Raw genomic sequence first — 22438 nt, 5'->3', positions numbered from 1 at the left:
TGAAGGCGGCGCAGCCGGCCTCCGGTCCCGATTGTTGGGCGATTTCGAGGCAAAGGACAAGGGCCGACAACAGGCCGGCGCCGAAAAAGATGCAATTTGTCGTTGGCTGTTGCCGGCACGCATGCTCCCGTTGCAGGGCGGCCTGCGGCGGCACCGCCCGCGACGCTGAAGGCGGCCGGTTTCGGCCGGGCCCTCGAGGGGGCTCGCCCCCTGCCGCGGAGTGACGATGCCATGAGCGAACCCTTCTGGAAGGTGAAGACGCTGGAGGAGATGACGCTTCCCGAATGGGAAAGCCTCTGCGACGGCTGCGGGCTGTGCTGTCTCAACAAGCTCGAGGACTGGGATACGGGCGAGGTGGCCTTCACCTGCATCGGCTGCCGGCTGCTCGACGGCGACACCGGCCGCTGCCGCTCCTACGAAAACCGCCAGGAAATCGTCGAGGACTGCATCCAGCTTACCCCGCAGGCGGTGCGCGACATCGCCTGGCTGCCGCCCACCTGCGGCTACCGCCTCGTGCGCGACGGCGAGGACCTCAAATGGTGGCACCCGCTCGTCTCCGGCGACCCCGACACCGTCCACGCCGCCGGCATCTCCGTCCGCGGCCGCATCGTCGCGGAAGAGGGCATCGACGTCGAGGACTACGAGGACTACCTCGTCGACTGGCCGCTGACGGTGGGGAACGACAAGGGGTAGGTTGATGGGGGTGCATCCCGCAAGGCGTTGCGTTTGCCGAGGTGCACCCCCCTCTGTCGCTGTATGGCGTCGAGTTTGCGGCGCCGCACCCCCCTCTGTCGGCTTCGCCGACATCTCCCCCTCAAGGGGGGAGATTGGCCGTGCCTCGCACTGTGTTTCCTTTGCCGCACCGCACCCCCCTCTGCCCTGCCGGGCATCTCCCCCAGGCGGACGAGCTTCGCTCGCCGCGAGGGGGGAGATCGGGATGGGGTTGATGCGGGCAGTCCCTCGCAAACGTAACTGCAAATGAGACACTTGTTATTTGGGGAAATCAAAAACCACGAAGTCGATCTCCCCCCCTTGAGGGGGAGATGCCCCGGCAGGGGCAGAGGGGGGTGCGGCGCGGCAAACTCGACGCCGCGCGAGGCACCCTCAATCTCCCCCCTTGAGGGGGAGATGTCGGCGAAGCCGACAGAGGGGGGTGCACATCCGCAAACTCGACCTTTAATCTCCCCCCTTGAGCGCCGCCGGCCACAAAAAAAGCCCGCGAGGGGCTATGGGGTCCTGTCGCCCGCCCGCGTCCATGGCCCGAGGGAAGAAGCCGGGAGGCGGGCGGGGGGACAGCGCGGAGGCCGGGGCCTCAGCGCAGGCCGAAGAAGGACAGGATGGCGAGCACGATGACGACGGCGCCGACGATCCAGATGATCTGATTCATGGAACTTCTCCTTTGAAACGGCCGGTCCTCACGGTCCGGCAAATGGGTTTTATCAACGTCCGGTCGCGCTATTGCCGGCCGGAGCCGCGCCTCCGGGGTATCAGCGGAAACCGGCGTAGCTCAGGATCGCGAGCACGATGACGATGGCGCCGACGATCCAGATAATGCGGTTCATGCCTCTCTCCTTGTCGCCCGGGCGACCTTGCTGCCCGGTGAGAGTGAAATCCCCAAGCGGGCCTTTTGTTCCCCTTCGCTTCGCTGCCCCGGCAAAATTTTTGCGCGCTGGGCTTCGGAACGGCGCCGGACGGCCAAGAAAAAAACCCGGCCGCGCGGGAAGCGGGCCGGGTTTCCGGAGAGAGCGGGCGAGGCGGCGTTAGCCGCCGTTGGTGCCCGAGCCAGAGCCCGAGCCGGAGCCCGAACCGTCCGAGCCGGAGCCCGAACCGCCGGAGCCGGAGCCGCCGCTGTTGGTGGAGCCGCCATTGGTGGCGCCGCCGGTGTTGCTGTCATTGTCGCTGTTGGTGGTCGAATCGTCCGGGTGGCTGTTGGCATTGCCCCCGGTCGGGGTCTTGGAAGCGTCGCTGCAGGGCTGTTCATTGCCCGTGGAGGACGTGCCGGTGGTGTTCTTGGTGCTCTCGTCCACGCAGTTTTCCGTGGACGGCATGGTCGTCGTGCCCGTGGTGGTGGTGCCATCCATGGTGGTGCCGTTCTGCATGGTGCCGGAACCGGCTGCCGTCTGGGCAAAGGCCGGGAGGGCGGCGGCGGAGGCAAAGAGCGCGGCGGCAAGCGCCGTGTTGGTCAGGGCTTTCATCGGATAGTCTCCTCTGGTCGAATGGATTGCGCCGCTTGTCCACCCTGCAGAAGCACCTCTTCCTGGGAGGGCCCCTTGCCGGGGCAGGGGTTCTTCTACAAGGCGGGATCGCGGGCGGCAGCGCCGCCCCGCCGAAGAGGGACGCAATCTCTCCGGCAAGGAAGAAACACCTCCCGGCGAGGGAAGTTCCGATTTTTCTTTGCCCGGAACCGGGGCCGCATGCGGGAACTTTTTGCCGGACCGGACATTCGGGACCCGCCGGAAAGCCCAGCGAAACGGGCATTTTCGAGCGGATTCGCCGGAAAGATCAACCGCTTGCCCGCAATTTGAGGAAAATTGAAGGTAATAGGAAAAATGTCCTTGACAGCGTGACGCCGCCGGTGTAGGGTACTGGCATGATCGGAAAGCTGCGGCCGGCGGGATGCCCGCCTGCTGCTGGCATGACCTTCCGCATCGATCCGTCTTCCCCCCATATCCGTCTTTGCCGTGCGCCGGCCCGAGGGCCTGCCAAACCGGGAGCACCCGTCATGGAAAACGATGCCCTTGCCGCCGTCTCCGGCGACGAGCCGCCGAGCCTTGCCTCGATGGCGGACCTGATGGCGCGCATCCGCGTGGAGCTCGACCAGCAGTTCCAGCTCTTCACCATGGCGCGCAGCCATGCCGAACGGCTGATGCGGCCCGACCTGCCGGAGGCGGAGCAGAAGCTTCTCCGGGCCGACATGAAGGCGGCCGTCGATGCGCTGTCGGTGATCGTCCGCACGCTGGAGAAGGTGGACGAGATGGAGCGGCGGCTTGCCCGCGAGCAGGCGGAGCTTGCCGCCCTTGCCGTCACGGAGGCGGATTACGACCGCGTCTGGGCCGATGTCGCGGCTTCGATGGAGGAACGCATCGCCGAGCGGCTGGTGCTGAAGGCCGGCCCGAACAGCCCTCCTTCCGATCCGGACTGGGGCCCGGGCGGAGGGAGCGGACCGCCGCAAGGGGCGGATGCCCATGCGGTCTGACCGACGGGGCGGAGGACCGCCCCTTTCTGCCAAGGGGCCGAGCAAGCGAAAGACAAGGCGGGCGGACAGGGTGCGGGCGGATAAAACCATGACGGCGCTGGGCGCGACGGCAAGGGAATACCGCGCCGACATCGTCCGCATCGAAAAACACCGCTCCGAAAGCCGGGCGGCGCTCGACAATATCCGCTCCGGCGAGACGCTTGCCGGGCAGATCGGGCACGGCTTGCCTGCGGTTCCGGTCTCGGACCCGGTTCCGGTTCCGGCTCCGGCTCCGGTCTCGGTCGCGGTCGTGGCCGCAAGGCCCGGTCCGGCGGCGGCACCGTCGCCGGATGCCGGCGCTGCGGGGAGGGGCGCGGCAGCGAGCGCCGTTCCGCCGGCTCTTTCCGAAGCGGTCCGCGCGCTTCCGGCTCCCGCTCTCCTGCGGCTTTCGCGGGATTTCCGGCTGATCGGACGGGCAAGCCAGCAACCGCCTGCGGGCGACTGGCGGCTCTGGCTGCTGATGGGCGGGCGCGGCTCCGGCAAGACCCGGGCCGGGGCGGAATGGGTGCAGGTGCTGGTGCGCCGGGCCGGCCCGCGCACCGACCTGCGCATCGCGCTGGTGGCGGAAACGCTCTCCGATGCCCGCGAGGTGATGGTGGAGGGCGTTTCGGGCCTGCTGTCGATCGCGGCGGGCTTCCGGCCGGATTACGAAAGCTCGCGCCGCCGGCTCGTCTGGCCGAATGGCGCGGTGGCGTAGATCTTTTCCTCGGAGGATCCGGATTCGCTGCGCGGTCCGCAGTTTCACCACGCCTGGTGCGACGAGCTGGCGAAATGGAAACACCCGCAGGACACCTTCGACATGCTGCAGTTCGGCCTTCGGCTGGGGGTGCATCCCCGGCAGGTGGTGACCACCACGCCGCGCCCGCTGCCGCTTCTCAAGGCGATCATCGCCGATGCCGGCACGGTCGTCACCCGGCTTTCGACGGCGGAAAACCGCGCCCATCTGGCGCCCGGCTTCATCGCCGCGCTCGAGGCGCGCTATGGCGGCACCCGGCTTGGCCGGCAGGAACTCATGGGCGAGCTGATCGAGGACCGCGCCGATGCGCTGTGGAAGCGGAACCAGCTGGAGCGGCTGGTGGCGCCGCTGGCCGGGCCGCTCTCGCGCATCGTCATCGGCGTCGATCCGCCTTCGGGCAGCGGCGCCGGCTCCTGCTGCGGCATCGTCGCGGCGGGAATGGATGCGCTCGGCCGGGCCGTGGTGATGGCCGACGGCTCGGTGGAGGGCGAAAGCCCCGCCGGCTGGGTGCGGGCGGTGGTGCAGCTTTTCCGCCGCTTCGAGGCCGACCGCGTGGTGGTGGAGGTGAACCAGGGCGGCGACATGGTATCGGCGCTGCTCCACACCGCCGCCGAGGCGCTGCCGGTAACGCCGGTGCACGCCTCGCGCGGCAAGTTCACCCGCGCCGAGCCCGTCGCCGCGCTCTACGAGCAGGGGCGGGTGGTGCATGCGGGGCATTTTCCGCATCTCGTCGACCAGATGTGCGATTTCGGGCCGGAGGGGCTTTCGGGCGGCCGCTCGCCGGACCGGCTCGACGCGCTGGTCTGGGCGCTCACCGCGCTGATGCTCGTCCCGGGCGGCGAACCCCGCATCCGGGGCCTGTGAACGCCCGGGGCGGCATCGCGCCCCTCCGGGCGGGCATCCGCCGGAGGGACCCTCCGGCGCGGCGCGGAGCCGCGCGGCGGGAGGAAATTCGCCGCATTGAACTTGGGGGGTGACCATGGTATCCGCCGGTCCGTCTCGTCCGGCCCCGGCCCCTTTCGCCGCGGGCCGCCATGCCCGGAGTGTGTCCCTTGATCCGCCACATCGTCTTCTTCACGGCCCGCGAGGGCCAGGACGTCGAAACCATCCGCGACGGCCTCGCGGTGCTGTCCGGCATCCCCCACGCGCTGAAGCTCGAGGTGGCCCTCAACAAGAAGACCGACCAGCTGGGCAACGAGGTCGACATCGTCGTCTACGGCGAATTCGCCGACGAGGCGGCACTTGCCGCCTACAAGGCCCACCCGCTCTACCAGAAATCCATCGACCTCGTCCGCCCCTTGCGCGACCTCCGCCTCGCCGCCGACTACGATACCGCTACTGCCACGGGTAGGTAGGGTGTTTGTGGGGGGGGCGATGGGTGGCGTTTGCCGTGCTGCACCCCCCTCTGTCCCTGCCGGGACATCTCCCCCTCAAGGGGGGAGATCGACCGTGGATTTTATGGTTTCGCCAGACAATAAACGTCTCATTTGCTGAAACGGTGGCTGGGGACTGCCCACATAAACCCCCATCCCGATCTCCCCCCTTGAGGGGGAGATGGCCGGCAGGCCAGAGGGGGGTGCGGTGCGTCAAACGCAACGCCCCGCGAGGCAGAGGGGTGCGGTGCGGCAAATTCGACGTATTGCAGGGCGGCAGGCGCACCCCCCTCTGTCCCTGCCGGGACATCTCCCCCTCAAGGGGGGAGATCGACCGTGGATTTTAAGATTTCCCCAGACAATAAGCGTCTCAATTGCAGATACGTTTGCGAGGGACTGCCCGCATCAACCCCATCCGATCTCCCCCCTTGAGGGGGATATGGCCGGCAGGCCAGAGGGGGGGTGCGGTGCGTCAAACTCCACCTAGTGCAGGCCAGAGGGGGGGCGGTCCTGCAAACGCAACGCCCCCGCAAGCCACCAGCCCCCGCCCATCCTCAGAACGCGGGAATTCCGACGGTGATCAGCACGTGGCGGCAGACGCCGGCGCAGTCTTCGAGCACCTCGTGGTTCCAGAATCGCAGCACGGTCCAGCCGGCGCGGGCAAGCGCGCGGTCGCGGTGGCGGTCGGCGTCGGCGAGCGGATCGAGGGCGTGGTGGCAGCCGTTGAACTCCACGATCAGCCGTTTTTCCGGGCAGGCGAAATCCACCACATAGCCAAGGATAGGCATCTGCCGGCGGAAATGCAGGTTCTCCAGCCGATGCGCCCGCACCGCATTCCAGAATGCCAGCTCCGCATCCGTCATCCCCTTGCGCATCCGCCGCGCATTCTTCCGCCGCTCCGGCGATACGGGATGATGCGAGGGCATGGGAGGACGCCTTCTATCGTGAGGACGTGCTTATTTAGAATGATGTTATGCGGGGTGTAAAGGGGGGAGGTCAATGGTGGCCTTCAAACCGTCGAGTTTGACGTACCGCACCCCTCACTGCCTCGCACGGCGTCGAGTTTGCCGATGTGCACCCCCCTCTGCCCTGCCGGGCATCTCCCCCTCAAGGGGGGAGATCGGGATAGGGATTCTTGGGGCAGTCCCCAGCCAACGTATCGGCAAATGAGACGCTTGTTATTTGGGGAAACCACAAATTCCACGGTCGATCTCCCCCCTTGAGGGGGAGATGTCCCGGCAGGGACAGAGGGGGGTGCAGCACGGCAAACTCCACATAGTGCGGACAGAGGGGGGTGCAGCGCGTCAAACTCCGACATGGTGCGAGGCAGAGGGGGGTGCGGTCCGTCACACTCCACGCCCCGCGACGCACAGGCGACACCGGAAACAGCAGGAGAGGAAAGACGATGCTGAAGGGATGGATGCGACGGGTGGTGAAGGGGCGGCAGGCGATGGGGGGCGGGCCGGTGGCGGCGGCGATGGCGGGGGTGGAGGTCGAGGGGCGGTCCTATGCGGCGCTGGCGCGGCGCGGCTATGCGGGCAATCCGGTCGCCCATCGCGCCGTGCGGCTGGTGGCGGAGGCTGCCGCCGCGGTGCCGCTGGTGCTGCAGGCCGAGGAGCGGGAGGTGCCCGGCCATCCGCTGCTGGCGCTTCTCGCCCGGTCGAACCCGCTGATGGCAGGGCCGGAATTCCTGGAGACGCTCTACAGCCACCTGGCGCTCGACGGCAATGCCTTCGTCGAGGTGGTGACGGTGGCGGGCGAAGCGCGCGAGCTCTATCCGCTCCGGCCGGACCGGGTGCGGATCGAAACCGGGCGGCAGGGCTGGCCCGAGGCGCTGGTGGTGGAAACCGGGGCCGGGCCGCGGCGGCTCGCCTTCGAGGGGCGGATCGGCGATCCCCTGCACATCAGGCTCTTCCATCCGCTCGATGCCACGCGCGGCCTTGCGCCGCTCGCCTCGGCGGCAGGGGCGATTGCCCTGTCCAATGCCGCGACCCGGTGGAACCGGGCGCTGATCGACAATTCCGCCCGCCCTTCCGGGGCGCTGGTCTACCAGCCGAAGGAGGGCGGCAACCTGTCGCCGCAGCATTACGAACGGCTGAAGCGCGAGCTGGAGGAGGGCTATGCCGGCGCGCAGGCGGCCGGCCGGCCGCTGCTGCTCGAAGGCGGGCTGGACTGGAAACCCATGTCGCTCACCCCGCGCGATCTGGATTTCGCCGAGGCGAAGAACGGCGCGGCGCGCGACATCGCGCTGTCGCTCGGCGTGCCGCCGCCGCTGCTCGGCCTGCCGGGCGACAACACCTATTCCAACTATCAGGAGGCAAACCGCGCCTTCTACCGGCTGACGGTGCTGCCGCTCGTGGCGCGCACCATGGCGGCGCTGGTGCAGGGCCTGACCCGGCCCGCCGACCGGGTGCGGATCGACCCCGATCCCGACGGCATCAGCGCGCTGTCGGCCGAACGGGGAGAGCTGTGGGCGCGCGTTGCCGCCGCCCCCTTCCTCACCGACGCGGAAAAGCGCGAGGCGCTGGGCTACGCGCCCGATCCGCGCTGAAAGACAAGCTTTCCCAATGCCTTGCCGCGATTGCCGGAATCCCTTCGGCAAGGCGCGCACCGAGACTTCGACCGGCTGAGGCGCCCGTTGAAGGCATCCCGCCAAGGGATTCATCCGTCACCTCTTTTTCCGTTTCGCGACTGCCGGGCAGGCCCGGCGGCGGCGAAACCCCATGCCATGAAAGGAACCCGCCATGACTGACCTTACCGGCGCGGACGGCTGGCTTGCCGAACGCATTGCGGGATCGACGGCCGGCGCCGCCGTCTCGCTCGTCTACCTGTTTCCCGGAAGCCACCGGGAAGCGGCCACCCGCTTTCTCACCGGGGTCTGCTGCGGGCTGGTCTTCGGCGGCCCGGCCGGGCTGTGGCTCGAGGAAACGCTGGGGCTCGGCGACCGCCTGTCCGGTCCCGAACTGGTGCTTTCGGGCTCGGCGCTGGCAAGCCTCGTCGCCTGGTGGGGGCTCGGAATTCTCGCCCGCATCGCCGCCAGCAAGGCGCGGATGCCGGGCGGCGCGGCACCCACGGGCAGCGCCGGTGGCCCGGGCAAGGCCCGCACCGGCGGCGACGCAGACGGGGAGGCAAGGCCGTGACCCCTTCCACCGAACCCGGGCCCGGGGAAGCGGCGGGGCTGCCGGCCCCCGTCCGGCGCATCGCCCCGCTTGCCGTTTCCGGCCTCGGCCGCCAGGGGCGCTTTACCGGCTATGCCAGCGTCTTCGGCCGGCCCGACCTTGCCGCCGACGTGATCGAGCACGGCGCCTTCCGCCTGTCGCTGGAAAGGCGCGGGCCGGAGGGCGTCCGCATGCTCTACCAGCACGACCCCGCCGAGGTGATCGGCCGCTGGATCGTGATCCGCGAGGACACCCACGGGCTCTATGTGGAGGGGCAGCTCACCCCGGCGCCGCGCGCGCTGAGGAGGTTCATGCCCATCTGCTCAACCGGGCGATCGACGGGCTGTCCATCGGCTTCCGCGCCATGCGCACCCATCGCGAGACGCGCGGCGGGCTTCGCCGCATCCTGGAGGCCGATCTCTGGGAAATCTCCATCGTCACCTTTCCGATGCTGCCGGAGGCGCGGGTCGGCGCGGTGAAGCAGGCGGCGCTGCCGCCCGCCGCATCCGCAGCCGTTCCCGTCCGCCACCGGCGCTCGCCCTTCGGCCCAAGATCCCTTTCACACCCATCATCAGGCAACAGCACGTCAGGAGGACTGCGCCCATGATCGAGACCAAGACCCTTGCCCCCGCCCATGCCCGCCCGCCGGAAGCGGGGGCCGCGCCCGGCCGCGCGCCCGACATCAAGGCCTGGCCGGACGGGCTTTCCGGTGCCCATGACGAGCTGATGGGCGCCTTCGAGGCCTTCCGCGAGGCCAATGACCGCCGGCTCGGCGAGATCGAGAAGAAGCTCGCCGCCGATGTCGTCACCACGGAGAAGGTGGAGCGCATCAACCGCGCCATCGACCAGCAGACGCGCCTTCTCGACGAGCTTGCGCTGAAGGCGGCCCGCCCGCCGCTGGGCGAGCTGCGTCCCGAGGGCGCCGCCCATGCCCCGCCGGAGCTCAAGGCCGCCTTCGAGGCCTATGTCCGGCGCGGCGACGAGGGGCCGCTGCGCGATCTCGAGGCCAAGGCCTATTCCGCCTCCGTCTCCTCCGATGGCGGGGTGGTGGTGCCGCCCGAAATCGACACCGCCATCGGCCGCCGCGTGGCGATGATCTCGCCCATGCGCCGGCTGGCCACCGTGCGGCAGATCTCGGGCGCGGTGCTGAAAAAGCCCTTCGCCACCAACGGGCTCGCCACCGGCTGGGTGGCCGAAACCGCCGCCCGCCCGCAGACCGGCAGCCAGACGTTGGCCGAGCTGTCCTTTCCCACGCAGGAGCTGTTCGCCCAGCCCGCCGCCACCCAGGCGCTGCTCGACGATGCCGCCGTGGACATCGAAAGCTGGATCGCCTCGGAGGTGGAAATCGTCTTCGCCGAGCAGGAAGGCACCGCCTTCATCGCCGGCGACGGCGTCAACAAGCCCAAGGGCCTCGTCACCTACAACACGGTCGCCGACGGCGCCTGGAGCTGGGGCAGCATCGGCTATGTCGCAACCGGCGTCGCCAACGGCTTCCGCGCGCAAAACCCCTCCGACACGCTCTTCGACGTCATCTACGCGCTGAAGGCCGGCTATCGCCAGAACGGCACCTTCCTCATGAACCGCAAGACGCAAGGGGAAATCCGCAAGCTGAAGGACACCACCGGCAACTACATCTGGCAGCCGCCCGCCGCCGCCGGCACCCCGGCCTCGCTCGCCGGCTTCCCGCTTGCCGAAAGCGAGGACATGCCCGACATCGCCTCCGGCGGCATGGCCATCGCCTTCGGCGACTTCCGCGCCGCCTACCTCGTCGTCGACCGCATGGGCACCCGCCTCATCCGCGACCCCTACACCGCCAAGCCCTACGTCCTCTTCTACGTCACCCGCCGCGTCGGCGGCGGCGTGCAGAACTTCGAGGCCGTCAAGTTCGTCCGCTTTGCGGTGAGCTGAGGGGCGTTTGCGTGTGACGCACCGCACCCCCCTCTGCCCCTGCCGGGGCATCTCCCCCTCAAGGGGGGAGATTGAGGGTGCCTCGCACGGCGTCGAGTTTGCCGCACCGCACCCCCCTCTGTCCCTGCCGGGACATCTCCCCCTCAAGGGGGAGATCGACCGTGGAATTTATGGTTTCGCCAGACAATGAGCGTCTCAAATGCAGAGAGGTTTGCGAGGGACTTCCCCGAGAAACCCCATCCCGATCTCCCCCCTTGAGGGGGAGATGCCCGGCAGGGCAGAGGGGGGTGCGGTTCGGCAAACGCCACGCCCGGCAGGGCAGAGGGGGGTGCGCATCGGCAAACTCAACGCCCGCCAGGGCAGAGGGGGCCACCACGGCAAACCCCGCCACCCCCGTTTTCAACCACATCAAAGGAACATCGACATGACATACATCACCACCCGGCCGCCGGTGGCGGAGGCGATGGGGGTATCGGACGTGAAGGCGCATATGAGGATCGGGGGAGAGGCGGAGGATGCCTATCTGGCCGGGCTGGTCCGGGTTGCTCGCGAGCACATGGAGCGGGCGACGGGGCTGTGCCTTGTCAGCCAGGGTCTGCGGCTTGTGCTTCCGGCGGTCTCCCGCGACGGCGTCGTGCAGATCCTCAAGGGTCCCGTGCAAGCGATTGATGCGGTTACGCTTTACGATGCGGATGGCGTGGCGCGGAGCCTGGCGGCGGAGGGGATTGCCTTCGAGCGCGAGGGGCCGCCGGCCCGGCTCTGGCTCGGGCGCGGCTTCGAGCCGGGGCAGGCGGAGAACGGCGTGGAGATCGATTTCACCGCCGGCTTCGGCGAAGCGGGCGCCGATGTGCCGGACAGCCTGCGCCGGGCGCTGCTGCTGCATGTGGCGGCGATGTACGAATACCGCGGCGCGGTGGGGCTTGCCGACCAGCCGGCGGCGATCCCCGACGGCTACGAGCGGCTCGTGCAGCCCTTCCTCGGGCGGAGGCTCTGACCATGGCGGGCGCGACCATCGATGCCGGGCGCTTCCGCCACGCCGTGGTGCTGGAGCGGCCGCTTTCGGGCGCAGACGGCGCGGGCGGCACGATTGCCGGCTTTGCGGCGGAGGCGGACCTCTTCGCCCTCGTCGAACCGGGGGCGGCGGAACCTGCCGAGGATACGGGCTTTGCCCTGCCGTATCGGCGCATGGCGGTGACGATCCGCTTTCGCCCCGGCGTGACGGCGGGAAGCCGCTTCCGCCTCGGCGACCGGCTGCTTGACATCGAGCACGCCTTCGATCCCGACGAAACCGGCCGCTACATCCGCTGCCTCTGCCGGGAGGAGGGGCCATGAGCCGCGCCGCCCTGCTGCTCGGGAAGGCGGTGGCGGCCGCCCTTGGCGGCGATGCGGCGCTCGCGCGCAAGCTCGGCGCCCCCGGCCGGGTGCTCGACCGGATGCCGAAGGGGGGCATGCCCTTCCTGCTCCTCGGGCCCATCGACAGCCGCGACTATTCCACCGCGACCGAACCCGGCGAGGAACATCGGCTGACCCTCGAGATCTGGACCGGGGCCGATCATCCGGCGCTGGCCAGCGAGATCGCGGCTGCGGCGCGCGCCGCCCTCGATGCGCTTGCCCCGGATCTCGGCGCGGGCGTGACGCTGTGCAGCCTTGCCCACGAGGCCACCCGCGCGCGGCGCATGCCCGCCGCCCGGGCGCTCGTCACCGCCATCACCTTCCGGGCCGTCACCGAGGACGGCCCGGCCCATCCTTGATCGCTTTTCATGACGGAGGACCCGATATGGTCACGCAGAGGGGCAGGGATTTCCTGCTGAAAATCGGCAATGGCAGCGGCTATGAAACGGTCGCGGGCCTGCGCAGCCGCAAGCTTTCCTTCAATGCCCAGACGATCGACATCACCGATGGCGAAAGCGCGGGACGCTGGCGGGAGCTGCTCGCCGGCGCGGGCATCCAGCGCGCCTCCATCTCGGCCTCCGGCCTCTTCAAGGACGCGAGCTCCGATGCGCTGATCCGCAGCGCCTTCTTTGCCGGGGAGGTGAAGACCTTCCAGATCCTCATTCCCGATTTCGGCACCGTCACCGGGCCGTTCCAGATCGCGGCGCTCGATTATGCCGGCGAATACAACGGCGAGATGAGATTCGAGATCGCGCTGGAATCGGCCGGCGCCATCAGCTTCGGGAGCGTGTGATGGGACGGTCCAAGGCATCCGCAAGGGCAAACCGCCGTCGCGGCGAGGTGGAGGCGGTGATCGGCGGCGAACGCCGCATCCTGTGCCTCACGCTCGGCGCGCTGGCCGAACTCGAAACCGCCTTCGCGGCGGATACGCTCGCCGATCTCGCCACCCGCTTCTCCGGCGGGCGGCTGAAGGCGGCGGATCTGGTGCGCATCCTGGGCGCGGGCCTGCGCGGCGGCGGCAATCTCTTCACCGACGAGGACGTGATGACGCTCGACATCGAGGGCGGGGTGGCGGCGGCGGTGGAGGTGGTGACGGCGCTGATGGCCGCCGCCTTCGGCACGCCGGACGAGGGGGCGGCACCCCACCGCCCCTGAGCGCCGCAGCCGCCGGGGCCGCCAGGCCCGCCGCCTTTCCCTGGGCGGCGGCCATGCATTTCGGCCTCGGGCGGCTGCGGCTTTCCCCTTCCGACTTCTGGGCGATGAGCCCGCGCGAGCTTTGCGCCGCCGCCGGACCGGCGCGGGAGGCCGCCGGCCCCGACCGGCCGGCGCTCGACGCGCTGATGGCCCGCTTCCCCGACCGCCGGGGCGCAGGCGAGACAGACCCGATCAGGAGACCGCGAAATGACCGGTGAGACCCCAACTTCCGCCCTTGCCCCCGCCGCCGGAGAGGCGGCAGCCCTCGGGCCGCTCCTTGCGGATCTCGAAATCCGCAGCGACCGGCTGGGCGCTGCGCTTTCCCGCGCCTTCGCCGATGCCGCGAGCGGGGCGAAGGGGCTGGACGAGGTGCTGAAGGGACTGGCGCTGAAGCTTTCGTCGCTGGCCCTCGATGCCGGGCTGAAGCCGCTCGAGGACCTGCTGTCCCGCGCGGGCGGGCAGCTGCTGGCGGGACTTTCCGGGGCAGACGCGCCCGCCGTCACGCCCTTTGCCGATGGCGGGGTGATTGCCGCCCCGGCCTATTTCACCGGCGCGGGCGGCGGGCTCGGGCTGATGGGCGAGGCCGGACCGGAGGCGATCCTGCCGCTCCGGCGCGGCGCGGACGGCTCGCTCGGCGTGTCGGTCTCGGGCGGTGCGCCGCCCGGCGGCACCGTCGTCTTCAACGTGACGGCTGCCGATGCGGAGAGCTTCCGCCGCTCGGAAGCCGCCCTTTCCGCCATGCTGGCGCGCGCGGCCCGGCGCGGCGCGCGGCATCTCTGAAGGAGGCGCGCCATGGCCTTTCACGAGATCCGTTTTCCGCTGCGGCTGGCGCTCGGCGTCAGCGGCGGGCCGTCCCGCCTCACCGACATCGTGAGCCTGTCCAACGGCCGCGAGGCCCGCAACCAGCGCTGGGCCAATTCCCGCCGGCGCTATGATGCGGGCTCCGGCATCCGCTCGATTGCCGATCTCTACACGGTGATCGAGTTCTTCGAGGCGAGGGCGGGCGCGCTGCACGGCTTCCGCTTCCGCGACCCGCTCGACTTCAGGTCCTGCCGGCCGGAATGGAGCCCCACGCCGCTCGACCAGAGCCTCGGCACCGGCGATGGCCGCACGCTGTCCTTCCCGCTCGTCAAGCTCTACGGCGACCGCGCCGGTAGCTGGGCGCGGCGGATCGCAAAGCCGGTGGCCGGCACCGTGACCGTCGCCGTCAACGGGCGGCTTGCGCCCGCCGCAGACCTGACGGTGGATGCGGTCTCGGGAACGGTGACCTTTGCCGAGGGGCGCGCCCCGCCCGCGGGGGCTGCCGTCACCGCCGGCTTCGAATTCGACGTGCCGGTGCGCTTTGCCACCGACCGGCTGGAGGTGAGCCTCGAGGCCTTCAACGCCGGCCGCTTCCCCGTCATTCCGCTGGAGGAGATCGAACCATGAGACGGCTTTCCGCCGCCCTTGCCGCCCATCTTGCCGGGGGCGCGACCACGCTTTGCCATTGCTGGAAGGTGACCCGCCGCGATGGCGTCGTGCTCGGCTTCACCGACCACGACCGCGACATCGCCTTCGGCGGCGTCACCTTTCGCGCGGGCTCGGGCTTCACCGGCCGCGCCTATGCGGAGGAGGCGGGCCTGCCCGCCGCCGCCGGCGAGATCGAGGGCGCCTTCTCGAGCCCGCTGATCACGCCGGACCATCTCGCCGCCGGGCTCTATGACGGGGCGGAGGTGGACCTCCACGCCGTCAACTGGGCACGGCCGGAGGAGCGCGTCTTCCTCAGCCGCCGCGACATCGGCGAGGTGACGGTGGAGGGAAACCTGTTCCGGGCGGAGCTTCGCCCGCTCACCCACCGGCTGCACCAGCCGCAGGGGCGGGCGCATGTCCGCACCTGCTCCGCCGAATTCGCCGACAGCGACTGCGCCCTCGTGCCGGTCCCGGGCCGCCACCGGGGAACGGGGCGCATCGCCGCGCTGCTTTCGGAAAGCCGCCTGGCGGTGACGGGCCTTTCCGGCTTCGACGGCGACGATTTCTCCCTCGGGCGGCTGACCTTCGAGAGCGGGGTGCTGGCGGGCACCGTATCCGGCATCGCCGCCTCGGCGAAGGAGGGCGACCGGCACATCCTCGATCTCTGGCTGCCGCCGGGGCTGATGCCCGCCGTCGGCGACCGGGTGGGGGCGCTGGTCGGCTGCGACAAGCGCTTCGAGACCTGCCGCAACCGCTTTGCAAACGGGCTGAACTTCCGCGGCTTCCCGCACATGCCGGGGCCGGATTTCGCCTATTCCTATGCCGACAGGGACACCGCCCATGACGGGCGGGCGCTGGTGCCATGACCGGCCGGGGCGCAGAGGCGCTTGCCCTTGCCGAGACCTTCCTCGGCACGCCCTACCGGCACCAGGGCTCGACCCGCGGGATCGGCTGCGATTGCCTCGGGCTGGTGCGCGGGGTCTGGCGCGCGCTCTACGGGCGGGAGCCCGAGCTTCCGCCGCCCTATCGCCGCGACTGGGCGCTCGATGCGCCGGGCGAACCGCTGATCGAGGCGGCGGAGCGGCATTTCGGGCCCGCGCTTGCCGCCTGCGCCCGCGCGCCCGGCGATCTCCTCGTCTTCCGCTGGACGGCGGAAGGCCCGGCGACCCATGCGGGCATCCTCGCCCTTCCCGACGAGGCGGGCGAGACCTTCATCCACGCCTATGAGCAGGTGGCGGTGACCCGCTCGCCGCTCGTTCCCTCCTGGCGCCGGCGGATTGCCGGCGTCTTCCGTTTTCCGATGGAGCCGAGACAGCCATGGCAACCGTGATCCTTCAGGCGGCGGGCGCAGCGCTCGGCAGTGCCTTCGGGCCGCTCGGCGCCGCCGCCGGCCGGGCGCTGGGCGCGCTCGCCGGCAGCGCAATCGACAATGCCCTTTTCGGGGCGGGCGGGGCCGGTCCCGCCCATCTGCCGACCGCCCGCATTCCCGGGCCGGAGGAGGGAACGCCGATCCCCCGCGTCTACGGCACCGTGCGGATCGGCGGCACGCTCATCTGGGCGACCCGTTTCCTGGAGGAGGCGGTGGAGGAGCGCGATGGCGCAAAGGGCAGCGGCCGCTCCGGCGAAACCCGTTTCACCTACAGCGTCAGCCTGGCGCTCAGCCTCTGCGAGGGGCCGATTGCCGGGGTGCGCCGCGTCTTTGCCGACGGGCGGGAGCTCTCGCTCGACGGCATCGAGATGCGGGTCTATCGCGGCACCGCGGGCCAGCAGCCCGATCCGCTCATCCTGGCCAGACAGGGCGCGGGCAAGGCCCCCGCCTATCGCGGCCTTGCCTATGTGGTCTTCGAGAACCTGCCGCTCGGCCCCTTCGGCGACCGCATTCCCGTGCTGCAGTTCGAGGTGATCCGCCCCGTCGGCGCGCTGGAACGGCAGGTGCGGGCCGTGACGCTTATTCCCGGCGCGACCGAGCATGGTTACGATCCGCAGACCGTGACGGAAAGCATGGGCGGCGGATCTTCCCGGCGGCTCAACCGCAACACGCTCTCCGGCCAGAGCGACTGGACCACCTCGCTCGACGAACTTCAGGCGCTCTGCCCGGCGCTCGAAACCGTGGCGCTCACCGTTTCCTGGTTCGGCACCAGCCTCGATCTCGGCGAATGCGCGGTGGTGCCGGGGGTGGAGGTGCCCGTCCGCAGCGGCGAAAGCCGCAGCTGGACCGTGTCCGGCCTGACGCGCTCCGGCGCGCGGCTGATCAGCACCGCAGGCGGCGGCCCGGCCTATGGCGGCACGCCCTCCGATGCCTCCGTCATCGCGGCGATCCGCGACCTCAGGCGGCGCGGGCTGAAGGTGGTGCTCTATCCCTTCCTGCTGATGGACATTCCCGCCGGCAACACGCTTTCCGATCCCTACGGGGCCGCCCGGCAGGCGGCCTATCCCTGGCGGGGGCGGATCACCTGCCGCCCGGCGCCCGGCCTGCGCGGCTCGCCCGACCGCACCGGCGCCATCCCCGGCCTCGTCGCCCGCTTTGCCGGCACGGCCGCGCCGGAGGATTTCACCCCCGGCGAGACGACGGTCGCCTTTCGCGGGGAGGGCTTCGGCTTTCGCCGGATGATCCTGCATTACGCCCATCTCGCCCGGCTTGCGGGCGGGGTGGACGGCTTCCTCCTCTCGTCCGAACTGCGGGGGCTGACGACGCTGCGCGACGGGGAGAACCGCTTTCCCTTCGTCGCCGAACTCGTGAAGCTCTCCCGCGAGGTGGCGGCGATCCTCGGCTCCCGCACGAAGATCACCTACGGGGCGGACTGGAGCGAATATTTCGGCCACCAGCCCGCCGACGGCTCGGGCGATGTCTTCTTCCATCTCGATCCGCTCTGGGCAGCCCCCGACATCCACGCGGTCGGGATCGACAATTACCTGCCGCTTTCGGATTTCCGCGACGGGGACCTGGCAAGCGCCCATCCCGACGGCTTTTCCCATGCGGAGGATCCGGCGGCGCTGCGGGCGGGCATCGTCTCCGGCGAGCGCTTCGACTGGTACTATGCCAGCGAGGCCGACCGGGCCGCCCGGCGGCGCACGCCGATCACCGACGGGGCGGCGGGCAAGCCCTGGGTCTTCGCGCCCAAGGACATCGCGGGCTGGTGGTCGAACCGGCATTACGAGCGGCGCGGCGGACGGGAGCTTGCCACCCCCACCGCCTGGATGCCGCGGATGAAGCCGGTCTGGTTCACCGAGCTCGGCGCGCCGGCCATCGACCGGGGCGCGAACGAGCCGAACCTCTTCTCCGATCCGAAATCCGCCGAAAGCAGCCTGCCCGCCTTTTCCCGCGGGCACCGGGCCGACAGCGCGCAGCGCCGCTTCCTCGAGGCACATTACCGGCACTGGACGGGTGGACAGGCGCCCGCCGGCATGGTCTCGCCCGCCGACATCTTTCTCTGGTGCTGGGACACGCGGCCCTATCCCGTCTTTCCGCATGGCAGCGTCTGGTCCGATGGCGGCAACTGGCGCACCGGCCACTGGCTGAACGGGCGGCTGGGCGCGGGCACGCTGGCCGACACCATTGCCGCGATCCTGCGCGATCACGGCATGGCCGATGCGGATGTCTCCGGCGTCAGCGGCGACCTGCCGGGTTACGTGCAGGCGGACATCGTGCCCGCGCGGGCGCTTCTCGAGCCGCTGGTCGCCGCCTTCGGGCTCGACGTGCTGGAGGAGGGCGGGCGGCTGGTGTTTCGAAGCCGCGCCGAGGCGAGCCTGCCGGCCATTCCCCTCCCGGTGCTGGCCGAACGGCCGGGCGAACCGCTCTTCTCCGAACTTCGCGGCGAGGCATCGGCCGTGCCGGAGGGCACGCTCCTGTCCTTTTCCGATCAGGCGGCCGATCACGAGCCGGCGCGGGCGCGGGCGGCAAGCCTGTCCGGCGGCGGGACCCGGCTTGCGGACATCGCGCTTCCCGCCGCGCTCGACGCGGGCCTTGCCGAGCGGCTGGCCGCGGCGCATCTGCGCGATCTCGGCGGCGCGCGCCGGGTGGTGCGCTTCCGCCTGCCGTCCTCTGCGCTTGCCGTCGAACCGGGCGATGTCGTCACGCTGCCCGGCCTTTCCGGCCGGTTCCTCGTGACCCGCATCGACGAGGAGCGCGAAAGGCTCGTCGAGGCGAGGAGCTTCGCCCCGGCCCCGGGCGGGGTGAGGGCGCTGCCGCCGCCGGTGCCGAAGGCGCCGCGCCTGCCGCCCGGCACCGGCTTTTCGCCCGAGATCGTCTTCCTCGACCTGCCGCGCATGGGCTCCGGCGAGACCGCCGGCGTCATCCGCGTCGCGGGGCTGATGCGGCCATGGCGGCCACTCATCCTGTCCACGACCCAGGGCGACGGCAGCGCCGCCCGCCTGACGCTCGACCGTCCCGCCACGATCGGCCGGCTGGCGGAGGCGCTCGCCCCCGCCGGCATCTACGGCCGTTTCGACGGCAAGCGGACGATCCTCGTCGATTTCGGCTTCGGCGCCCCCTCGTCGGCAAGCCGGGCGGCGGCGCTTGCCGGCGAGAACCGCATCGCCATACGCCAGCCCGACGGCACGGCGGAGATCGTCGGCTTCCGCAATGCCGAGGAGATCGCGCCCGGCCGCTTCCGCCTCTCGGGCCTCCTCAACGGGCTCGACGGCACGGACGAGGCCGGACGCCGGGGCGCCGCCGCCGGCGCGGTCGCGGTGCTGATCGGGCCGGCGGTGAAAAGCCTCCCGCTCGGCGAGGCGGAGCGCGGGCGCATGCTTGCCTATCGCGTCACCGGAACCGGCGCGCTCGGCGGCACGGCAGGCCCCTTCGCCTTTGCGGGCGGGCTCGGCGCCGAACGTCCGCTCGCGCCCGCCCACTTCCGGGCGGAGCGGACGCCCTCCGGCGACCTCCTCTTCCGCTGGGTGCGGCGCGGCAGGATCGACGCGGATGACTGGGAGGCAAGCGACATCCCCCTCGACCAGGAGACGGAGCGCTACCGCCTCGACATCCTCAAGGGCGGCTCGGTCGTCCGCCGCTTCACGCCCGGCGAGCCGCGCTGCCTCTATTCCGCGCTCCAGCAGCAGGCGGACGGGCTTGGCCCCGGCGATCCGCTGGAGGCGGAGCTTCGCCAGATCGGCCGGCGCGTGCCGGAGGGTGTGGCGCGGCGCATCCCGCTTCCCGCCTGAGGCCGTCACGGCCCGTCAACCGCAACCCTTCCGCAACGAAAGGAGCCAGCCATGGCCGAAACGAAATACTGGTACCAGTCGCGCGCCGTCTGGGGCGCGATCGCCGCGCTCGCGGCAACGCTGATCCGCGCCTCGGGATACGATCCGGGCATGGGCGGCGAGGCGGCGCTGGCCGATGCCGCGCTCAACATCGCCACCGGAATCGGCGCGCTCGGCGCGCTCTACGGCCGGCTTGCGGCGACGAGCACCATCGTCCGCTGAAGCCCTCCGGGGGACAAGGGCCCGCTTCGCCACATTCATTTGCCATTCAGTTGTCATGGGGTAAGTATTCCCTCATAGTCGCAGTGGTTGAAACGGGTACGTGATGGCGTCCAGGCTTTCCATGATGGTCCTTGCCTTCGGGCTGACCGGTCTTTCCGGGCCGCTCGCCGCCATGCCCGCCGATCCGCTCGGCGGGTTGGCCCGGGCCCGGGGACCGGTGCATCTCGCCGGCGGGGATTGCTCCGCCGCCGCCCAGCAGGTGGTGGACGAAACCAATGGCCAGCTGCTTTCCGCCGAGCCCACCCGCGACGGCCAGAGCTGCATCATCACCGTGCTCGTGCAGGGGGATGGCACCACGCGTCCGCGCAGGATAAGGGTTGTGGTGCCGATGTAGGGCGACGATTCTTCGCCCGCCGTTCTCTCAACAGGACAGGTCAGATAGCCATGCGCATTCTCGTGGTCGAAGACGACGCCCATCTCAACCGCCAGCTTACCGAGGCGCTGAAGGAAAACGGCTATGTGGTCGACCAGGCCTTCGACGGCGAGGAGGGCCATTATCTCGGCGATGCCGAGCCCTATGACGCTGTTATCCTCGATATCGGCCTGCCCGGCATGGACGGCATCACCATTCTGGAAAAATGGCGCGCCGGCGGCCGCACCATGCCCGTTCTCATCCTCACCGCCCGCGACCGCTGGTCGGACAAGGTGGCGGGCATCGATGCCGGCGCCGACGACTATGTCGCCAAGCCCTTCCATGTGGAGGAAGTGCTCGCCCGCATCCGCGCGCTCATCCGCCGCGCCGCCGGCCATGCCTCCTCCGAGATCGTCTGCGGCCCCGTGCGCCTCGACACCAAGAGCTCCAAGGCGACCGTCAACGGCGAACCGCTGAAGCTCACCTCCCACGAATTCCGCCTGCTCTCCTACCTCATGCACCACATGGGCGAGGTGGTGTCCCGCACCGCCCTGGTGGAGCACATGTACGACCAGGATTTCGACCGCGATTCCAACACCATCGAGGTGTTCGTCGGCCGCCTGCGCAAGAAGATGGGGGTCGACCTCATCGAGACCGTGCGCGGTCTCGGCTACCGCATGCAGCCGCCCGGTGACGGCAAGGCCGAGCCGAAGGCCGGGAAAGCCAAGTGAAGCCGAGGCTCACCTCGCTCACCGCCCGCGTGCTGCTGCTCGCCACGCTGTGGTCGGCGGTGGCGCTGGTGGTGATCGCGGTCGTCATCTCCACCCTTTACCGGCAGGGCACCGAGCGCGGCTTCCAGGAGCTGCTGCGCGCCCAGCTCTACAACGTCATCAACTCCGTCTCGGTGGGCGAGGACAAGCAGCTCGCCGGGCGTCCCGAGCTCGGCGACCTGCGCTTCTCCCAGCCCGCCACCGGCTGGTACTGGATGGTGGAGCCGCTCGGCGACTTCAAGGCCGAGCCGCTGACATCGGCCTCGCTCGGCGTGACCCAGCTGGCCATGCCGCCGATCGCGGAGGTGCCCTTCGACGACAATTACGAGCGCTTCTATGTGGAGGAAGACGGCCAGGGCAACACCGTGCAGGTGGCCGAGACCGAGGTGGTGCTGGACCAGGACGGCCGCGCCGCGCGCTTCCGCGTCTCCGGCAACCGCGCCCTCGTGGAGGCCGACATCCAGGCCTTCTCCAACCGGCTCTATCTGGCGCTCGGCGGCTTCGGCATCGGCTCTCTCGTCGTCAATGCGCTGGCCATCCTCATCGGCCTCAAGCCGCTCGACCAGGCGCGCGCCGCGCTCGAGCGCATCCGCCGCGGCGAGGCCGAGCGCCTGCCGACCGATTTTCCCCGCGAGATCCAGCCGCTGGCCTCCGAGGTCAATGCCCTCATCGACAGCAACCGCCGCATCGTGGAGCGCGCCCGCATGCAGGTGGGCAATCTCGCCCATTCGCTGAAGACGCCGATCGCGGTGCTGCTCAACGAGGCGCGCGTGCTGGACAGGGGCCATGGCGAACTGGTGAAAAGCCAGGCGGAGGCCATGCAGGGCCAGGTGCAGAGCTACCTCAACCGCGCCCGGATCGCCGCCCAGCGCGATACCGTGCTGGCCCGCAGCGAGGCCGAACCCGTGCTCGAGCGGCTCTTGCGCGTCATGCGGCGGCTGAACCCCGGCCTCGCCTTCGACCTTTCCGTGGTGCCGCCCGGCCTCTCGCTCGCCATGGAGCAGCAGGACGTGGAGGAAACCGTCGGCAACCTGCTGGACAATGCCGCCCGCTTTGCGAAAAGCCGCGTCAGCGTCGCCGTCAGCCCCTCTGCCGAGGGGCCGAGCGCCGAGGAGGCGCAGCGCCGCGCCTGGGTGGAGGTGCTCGTCGACGACGACGGCCCCGGACTGGAGCCGGAAGAGATCACCGAGGCGCTGAAGCGCGGGCGGCGGCTCGACGAAAGCAAGCCCGGCACCGGGCTCGGCCTGTCCATCGTCACCGAGATCACCTCCGAATACGAAGGGCGCTTCACGCTGACCCGCAGCCCCTCCGGCGGCCTGCGCGCACGGTTGATCCTGCCGGGCGTTGCGATTTCAGGTTGATGTGCTCATGCACAATTTTCCCTCTTCGG

At 70.3% G+C, this 22438-nt stretch carries 23 protein-coding genes and 2 pseudogenes; 23 read left to right on the top strand and 2 right to left on the bottom strand.

Annotation, left to right across the window (positions count from 1 at the left end):
- The first annotated feature begins 231 nt into the window (after positions 1–231).
- On the top strand, positions 232–693 hold the full coding sequence (locus tag GGR23_RS14565) for a YcgN family cysteine cluster protein (RefSeq protein ID WP_183367020.1): 462 nt from the start codon (positions 232–234) through the stop codon (positions 691–693).
- Positions 694–1760: 1067 nt separating this feature from the next.
- Here the strand turns inward: GGR23_RS14565 and GGR23_RS14560 are convergent.
- On the bottom strand, positions 1761–2195 hold the full coding sequence (locus GGR23_RS14560; RefSeq protein ID WP_183367019.1) for a hypothetical protein: 435 nt from the start codon (positions 2193–2195) through the stop codon (positions 1761–1763).
- Between the two features lie 527 nt (positions 2196–2722).
- Here GGR23_RS14560 and GGR23_RS14555 point away from each other — a divergent pair.
- From GGR23_RS14555 to GGR23_RS14545, 3 genes and pseudogenes are all read left to right on the top strand, one after another.
- Positions 2723–3196: a hypothetical protein gene (locus GGR23_RS14555; protein WP_183367018.1), complete on the top strand. Its 474-nt coding sequence runs from the start codon at positions 2723–2725 to the stop codon at positions 3194–3196.
- A gap of 88 nt (positions 3197–3284) precedes the next feature.
- Positions 3285–4835, top strand: a pseudogene (locus GGR23_RS14550) (DNA-packaging protein).
- A gap of 188 nt (positions 4836–5023) precedes the next feature.
- Complete coding sequence (locus tag GGR23_RS14545; protein ID WP_183367017.1) at positions 5024–5326, top strand: Dabb family protein; 303 nt, start codon at positions 5024–5026, stop codon at positions 5324–5326.
- A gap of 572 nt (positions 5327–5898) precedes the next feature.
- On the opposite strand, the gene GGR23_RS14540 is transcribed toward GGR23_RS14545, so the two are convergent.
- Positions 5899–6270, bottom strand: a complete 372-nt coding sequence (locus tag GGR23_RS14540; protein ID WP_183367016.1) for an endonuclease domain-containing protein — start codon at positions 6268–6270, stop codon at positions 5899–5901.
- Positions 6271–6749: 479 nt separating this feature from the next.
- Here GGR23_RS14540 and GGR23_RS14535 point away from each other — a divergent pair, with 479 nt between their 5' ends.
- The 19 genes and pseudogenes from GGR23_RS14535 (at position 6750) to GGR23_RS14445 (ending at position 22409) form a co-directional block, all read left to right on the top strand.
- Positions 6750–7895 (top strand): phage portal protein, encoded by a 1146-nt coding sequence (locus GGR23_RS14535; RefSeq protein ID WP_183367015.1) that lies wholly within the window; start codon positions 6750–6752, stop codon positions 7893–7895.
- 193 nt (positions 7896–8088) lie between these two features.
- The gene (locus GGR23_RS14530; RefSeq protein WP_382341789.1) at positions 8089–8484 is read left to right on the top strand and encodes a DUF6107 family protein; all 396 of its coding nucleotides are present in this window, start codon (positions 8089–8091) and stop codon (positions 8482–8484) included.
- A gap of 38 nt (positions 8485–8522) precedes the next feature.
- A pseudogene (locus GGR23_RS14525) lies at positions 8523–9109 on the top strand (HK97 family phage prohead protease).
- Positions 9106–10410: a phage major capsid protein gene (locus GGR23_RS14520; protein ID WP_183367014.1), complete on the top strand. Its 1305-nt coding sequence runs from the start codon at positions 9106–9108 to the stop codon at positions 10408–10410. Before GGR23_RS14525 ends, GGR23_RS14520 begins: the two are co-directional and overlap by 4 nt.
- 424 nt (positions 10411–10834) lie before the next feature.
- Complete coding sequence (locus GGR23_RS14515; RefSeq protein WP_183367013.1) at positions 10835–11404, top strand: head-tail connector protein; 570 nt, start codon at positions 10835–10837, stop codon at positions 11402–11404.
- A gap of 2 nt (positions 11405–11406) precedes the next feature.
- The gene (locus GGR23_RS14510) at positions 11407–11742 is read left to right on the top strand and encodes a phage head closure protein (RefSeq protein WP_183367012.1); all 336 of its coding nucleotides are present in this window, start codon (positions 11407–11409) and stop codon (positions 11740–11742) included.
- The gene (gene gp17, locus GGR23_RS14505; RefSeq protein ID WP_183367011.1) at positions 11739–12161 is read left to right on the top strand and encodes a tail completion protein gp17; all 423 of its coding nucleotides are present in this window, start codon (positions 11739–11741) and stop codon (positions 12159–12161) included. The genes GGR23_RS14510 and gp17 overlap by 4 nt, the downstream gene beginning before the upstream one ends.
- 26 nt (positions 12162–12187) lie before the next feature.
- Positions 12188–12595: a phage major tail protein, TP901-1 family gene (locus tag GGR23_RS14500; protein WP_183367010.1), complete on the top strand. Its 408-nt coding sequence runs from the start codon at positions 12188–12190 to the stop codon at positions 12593–12595.
- Positions 12595–12957 (top strand): gene transfer agent family protein, encoded by a 363-nt coding sequence (locus GGR23_RS14495; protein ID WP_183367009.1) that lies wholly within the window; start codon positions 12595–12597, stop codon positions 12955–12957. The genes GGR23_RS14500 and GGR23_RS14495 overlap by 1 nt, the downstream gene beginning before the upstream one ends.
- The gene (locus GGR23_RS14490; protein WP_183367065.1) at positions 12954–13214 is read left to right on the top strand and encodes a rcc01693 family protein; all 261 of its coding nucleotides are present in this window, start codon (positions 12954–12956) and stop codon (positions 13212–13214) included. The genes GGR23_RS14495 and GGR23_RS14490 overlap by 4 nt, the downstream gene beginning before the upstream one ends.
- On the top strand, positions 13204–13776 hold the full coding sequence (locus GGR23_RS14485) for a phage tail tape measure protein (RefSeq protein ID WP_183367008.1): 573 nt from the start codon (positions 13204–13206) through the stop codon (positions 13774–13776). Before GGR23_RS14490 ends, GGR23_RS14485 begins: the two co-directional genes overlap by 11 nt.
- Positions 13777–13788: 12 nt before the next feature.
- Positions 13789–14424, top strand: a complete 636-nt coding sequence (locus GGR23_RS14480) for a DUF2460 domain-containing protein (protein ID WP_183367007.1) — start codon at positions 13789–13791, stop codon at positions 14422–14424.
- Entirely contained in the window at positions 14421–15311 is an 891-nt protein-coding gene (locus tag GGR23_RS14475; RefSeq protein ID WP_183367006.1) for a DUF2163 domain-containing protein, read from the top strand. Before GGR23_RS14480 ends, GGR23_RS14475 begins: the two co-directional genes overlap by 4 nt.
- Positions 15308–15775 (top strand): NlpC/P60 family protein, encoded by a 468-nt coding sequence (locus GGR23_RS14470; protein ID WP_183367005.1) that lies wholly within the window; start codon positions 15308–15310, stop codon positions 15773–15775. The genes GGR23_RS14475 and GGR23_RS14470 overlap by 4 nt, the downstream gene beginning before the upstream one ends.
- Entirely contained in the window at positions 15763–19605 is a 3843-nt protein-coding gene (locus GGR23_RS14465; RefSeq protein ID WP_183367004.1) for a baseplate multidomain protein megatron, read from the top strand. Before GGR23_RS14470 ends, GGR23_RS14465 begins: the two co-directional genes overlap by 13 nt.
- A gap of 51 nt (positions 19606–19656) precedes the next feature.
- Positions 19657–19866, top strand: a complete 210-nt coding sequence (locus tag GGR23_RS14460) for a hypothetical protein (protein ID WP_183367003.1) — start codon at positions 19657–19659, stop codon at positions 19864–19866.
- 103 nt (positions 19867–19969) lie between these two features.
- Positions 19970–20260, top strand: coding sequence for a hypothetical protein (locus GGR23_RS14455; RefSeq protein WP_183367002.1), 291 nt, complete (start codon positions 19970–19972; stop codon positions 20258–20260).
- Positions 20261–20310: 50 nt separating this feature from the next.
- On the top strand, positions 20311–21009 hold the full coding sequence (locus tag GGR23_RS14450) for a response regulator transcription factor (protein ID WP_183367001.1): 699 nt from the start codon (positions 20311–20313) through the stop codon (positions 21007–21009).
- Positions 21006–22409: an ATP-binding protein gene (locus tag GGR23_RS14445; protein WP_343066687.1), complete on the top strand. Its 1404-nt coding sequence runs from the start codon at positions 21006–21008 to the stop codon at positions 22407–22409. The genes GGR23_RS14450 and GGR23_RS14445 overlap by 4 nt, the downstream gene beginning before the upstream one ends.
- Positions 22410–22438: the final 29 nt, after the last annotated feature.

The sequence above is a fragment of the Gellertiella hungarica genome, assembly GCF_014197145.1.
GTDB lineage: Bacteria > Pseudomonadota > Alphaproteobacteria > Rhizobiales > Rhizobiaceae > Gellertiella > Gellertiella hungarica.
The sequence above is the reverse complement of the archived record's forward strand: the minus strand, read 5'-3'. Positions and strand labels throughout refer to the sequence as shown.

Bases quoted from the DNA above. Each gene is read 5' to 3' on its own strand.
- GGR23_RS14565 (WP_183367020.1), top strand. From the start codon at position 232: ATGAGCGAACCCTTCTGGAAGGTGAAGACGCTGGAGGAGATGACGCTT.
- GGR23_RS14560 (WP_183367019.1), bottom strand. From the start codon at position 2,195: ATGAAAGCCCTGACCAACACGGCGCTTGCCGCCGCGCTCTTTGCCTCC.
- GGR23_RS14555 (WP_183367018.1), top strand. From the start codon at position 2,723: ATGGAAAACGATGCCCTTGCCGCCGTCTCCGGCGACGAGCCGCCGAGC.
- GGR23_RS14540 (WP_183367016.1), bottom strand. From the start codon at position 6,270: ATGCCCTCGCATCATCCCGTATCGCCGGAGCGGCGGAAGAATGCGCGG.
- GGR23_RS14535 (WP_183367015.1), top strand. From the start codon at position 6,750: ATGCTGAAGGGATGGATGCGACGGGTGGTGAAGGGGCGGCAGGCGATG.
- GGR23_RS14530 (WP_382341789.1), top strand. From the start codon at position 8,089: ATGACTGACCTTACCGGCGCGGACGGCTGGCTTGCCGAACGCATTGCG.
- GGR23_RS14520 (WP_183367014.1), top strand. From the start codon at position 9,106: ATGATCGAGACCAAGACCCTTGCCCCCGCCCATGCCCGCCCGCCGGAA.
- GGR23_RS14515 (WP_183367013.1), top strand. From the start codon at position 10,835: ATGACATACATCACCACCCGGCCGCCGGTGGCGGAGGCGATGGGGGTA.
- GGR23_RS14510 (WP_183367012.1), top strand. From the start codon at position 11,407: ATGGCGGGCGCGACCATCGATGCCGGGCGCTTCCGCCACGCCGTGGTG.
- gp17 (WP_183367011.1), top strand. From the start codon at position 11,739: ATGAGCCGCGCCGCCCTGCTGCTCGGGAAGGCGGTGGCGGCCGCCCTT.
- GGR23_RS14500 (WP_183367010.1), top strand. From the start codon at position 12,188: ATGGTCACGCAGAGGGGCAGGGATTTCCTGCTGAAAATCGGCAATGGC.
- GGR23_RS14495 (WP_183367009.1), top strand. From the start codon at position 12,595: ATGGGACGGTCCAAGGCATCCGCAAGGGCAAACCGCCGTCGCGGCGAG.
- GGR23_RS14485 (WP_183367008.1), top strand. From the start codon at position 13,204: ATGACCGGTGAGACCCCAACTTCCGCCCTTGCCCCCGCCGCCGGAGAG.
- GGR23_RS14480 (WP_183367007.1), top strand. From the start codon at position 13,789: ATGGCCTTTCACGAGATCCGTTTTCCGCTGCGGCTGGCGCTCGGCGTC.
- GGR23_RS14475 (WP_183367006.1), top strand. From the start codon at position 14,421: ATGAGACGGCTTTCCGCCGCCCTTGCCGCCCATCTTGCCGGGGGCGCG.
- GGR23_RS14470 (WP_183367005.1), top strand. From the start codon at position 15,308: ATGACCGGCCGGGGCGCAGAGGCGCTTGCCCTTGCCGAGACCTTCCTC.
- GGR23_RS14465 (WP_183367004.1), top strand. From the start codon at position 15,763: ATGGCAACCGTGATCCTTCAGGCGGCGGGCGCAGCGCTCGGCAGTGCC.
- GGR23_RS14460 (WP_183367003.1), top strand. From the start codon at position 19,657: ATGGCCGAAACGAAATACTGGTACCAGTCGCGCGCCGTCTGGGGCGCG.
- GGR23_RS14455 (WP_183367002.1), top strand. From the start codon at position 19,970: ATGGCGTCCAGGCTTTCCATGATGGTCCTTGCCTTCGGGCTGACCGGT.
- GGR23_RS14450 (WP_183367001.1), top strand. From the start codon at position 20,311: ATGCGCATTCTCGTGGTCGAAGACGACGCCCATCTCAACCGCCAGCTT.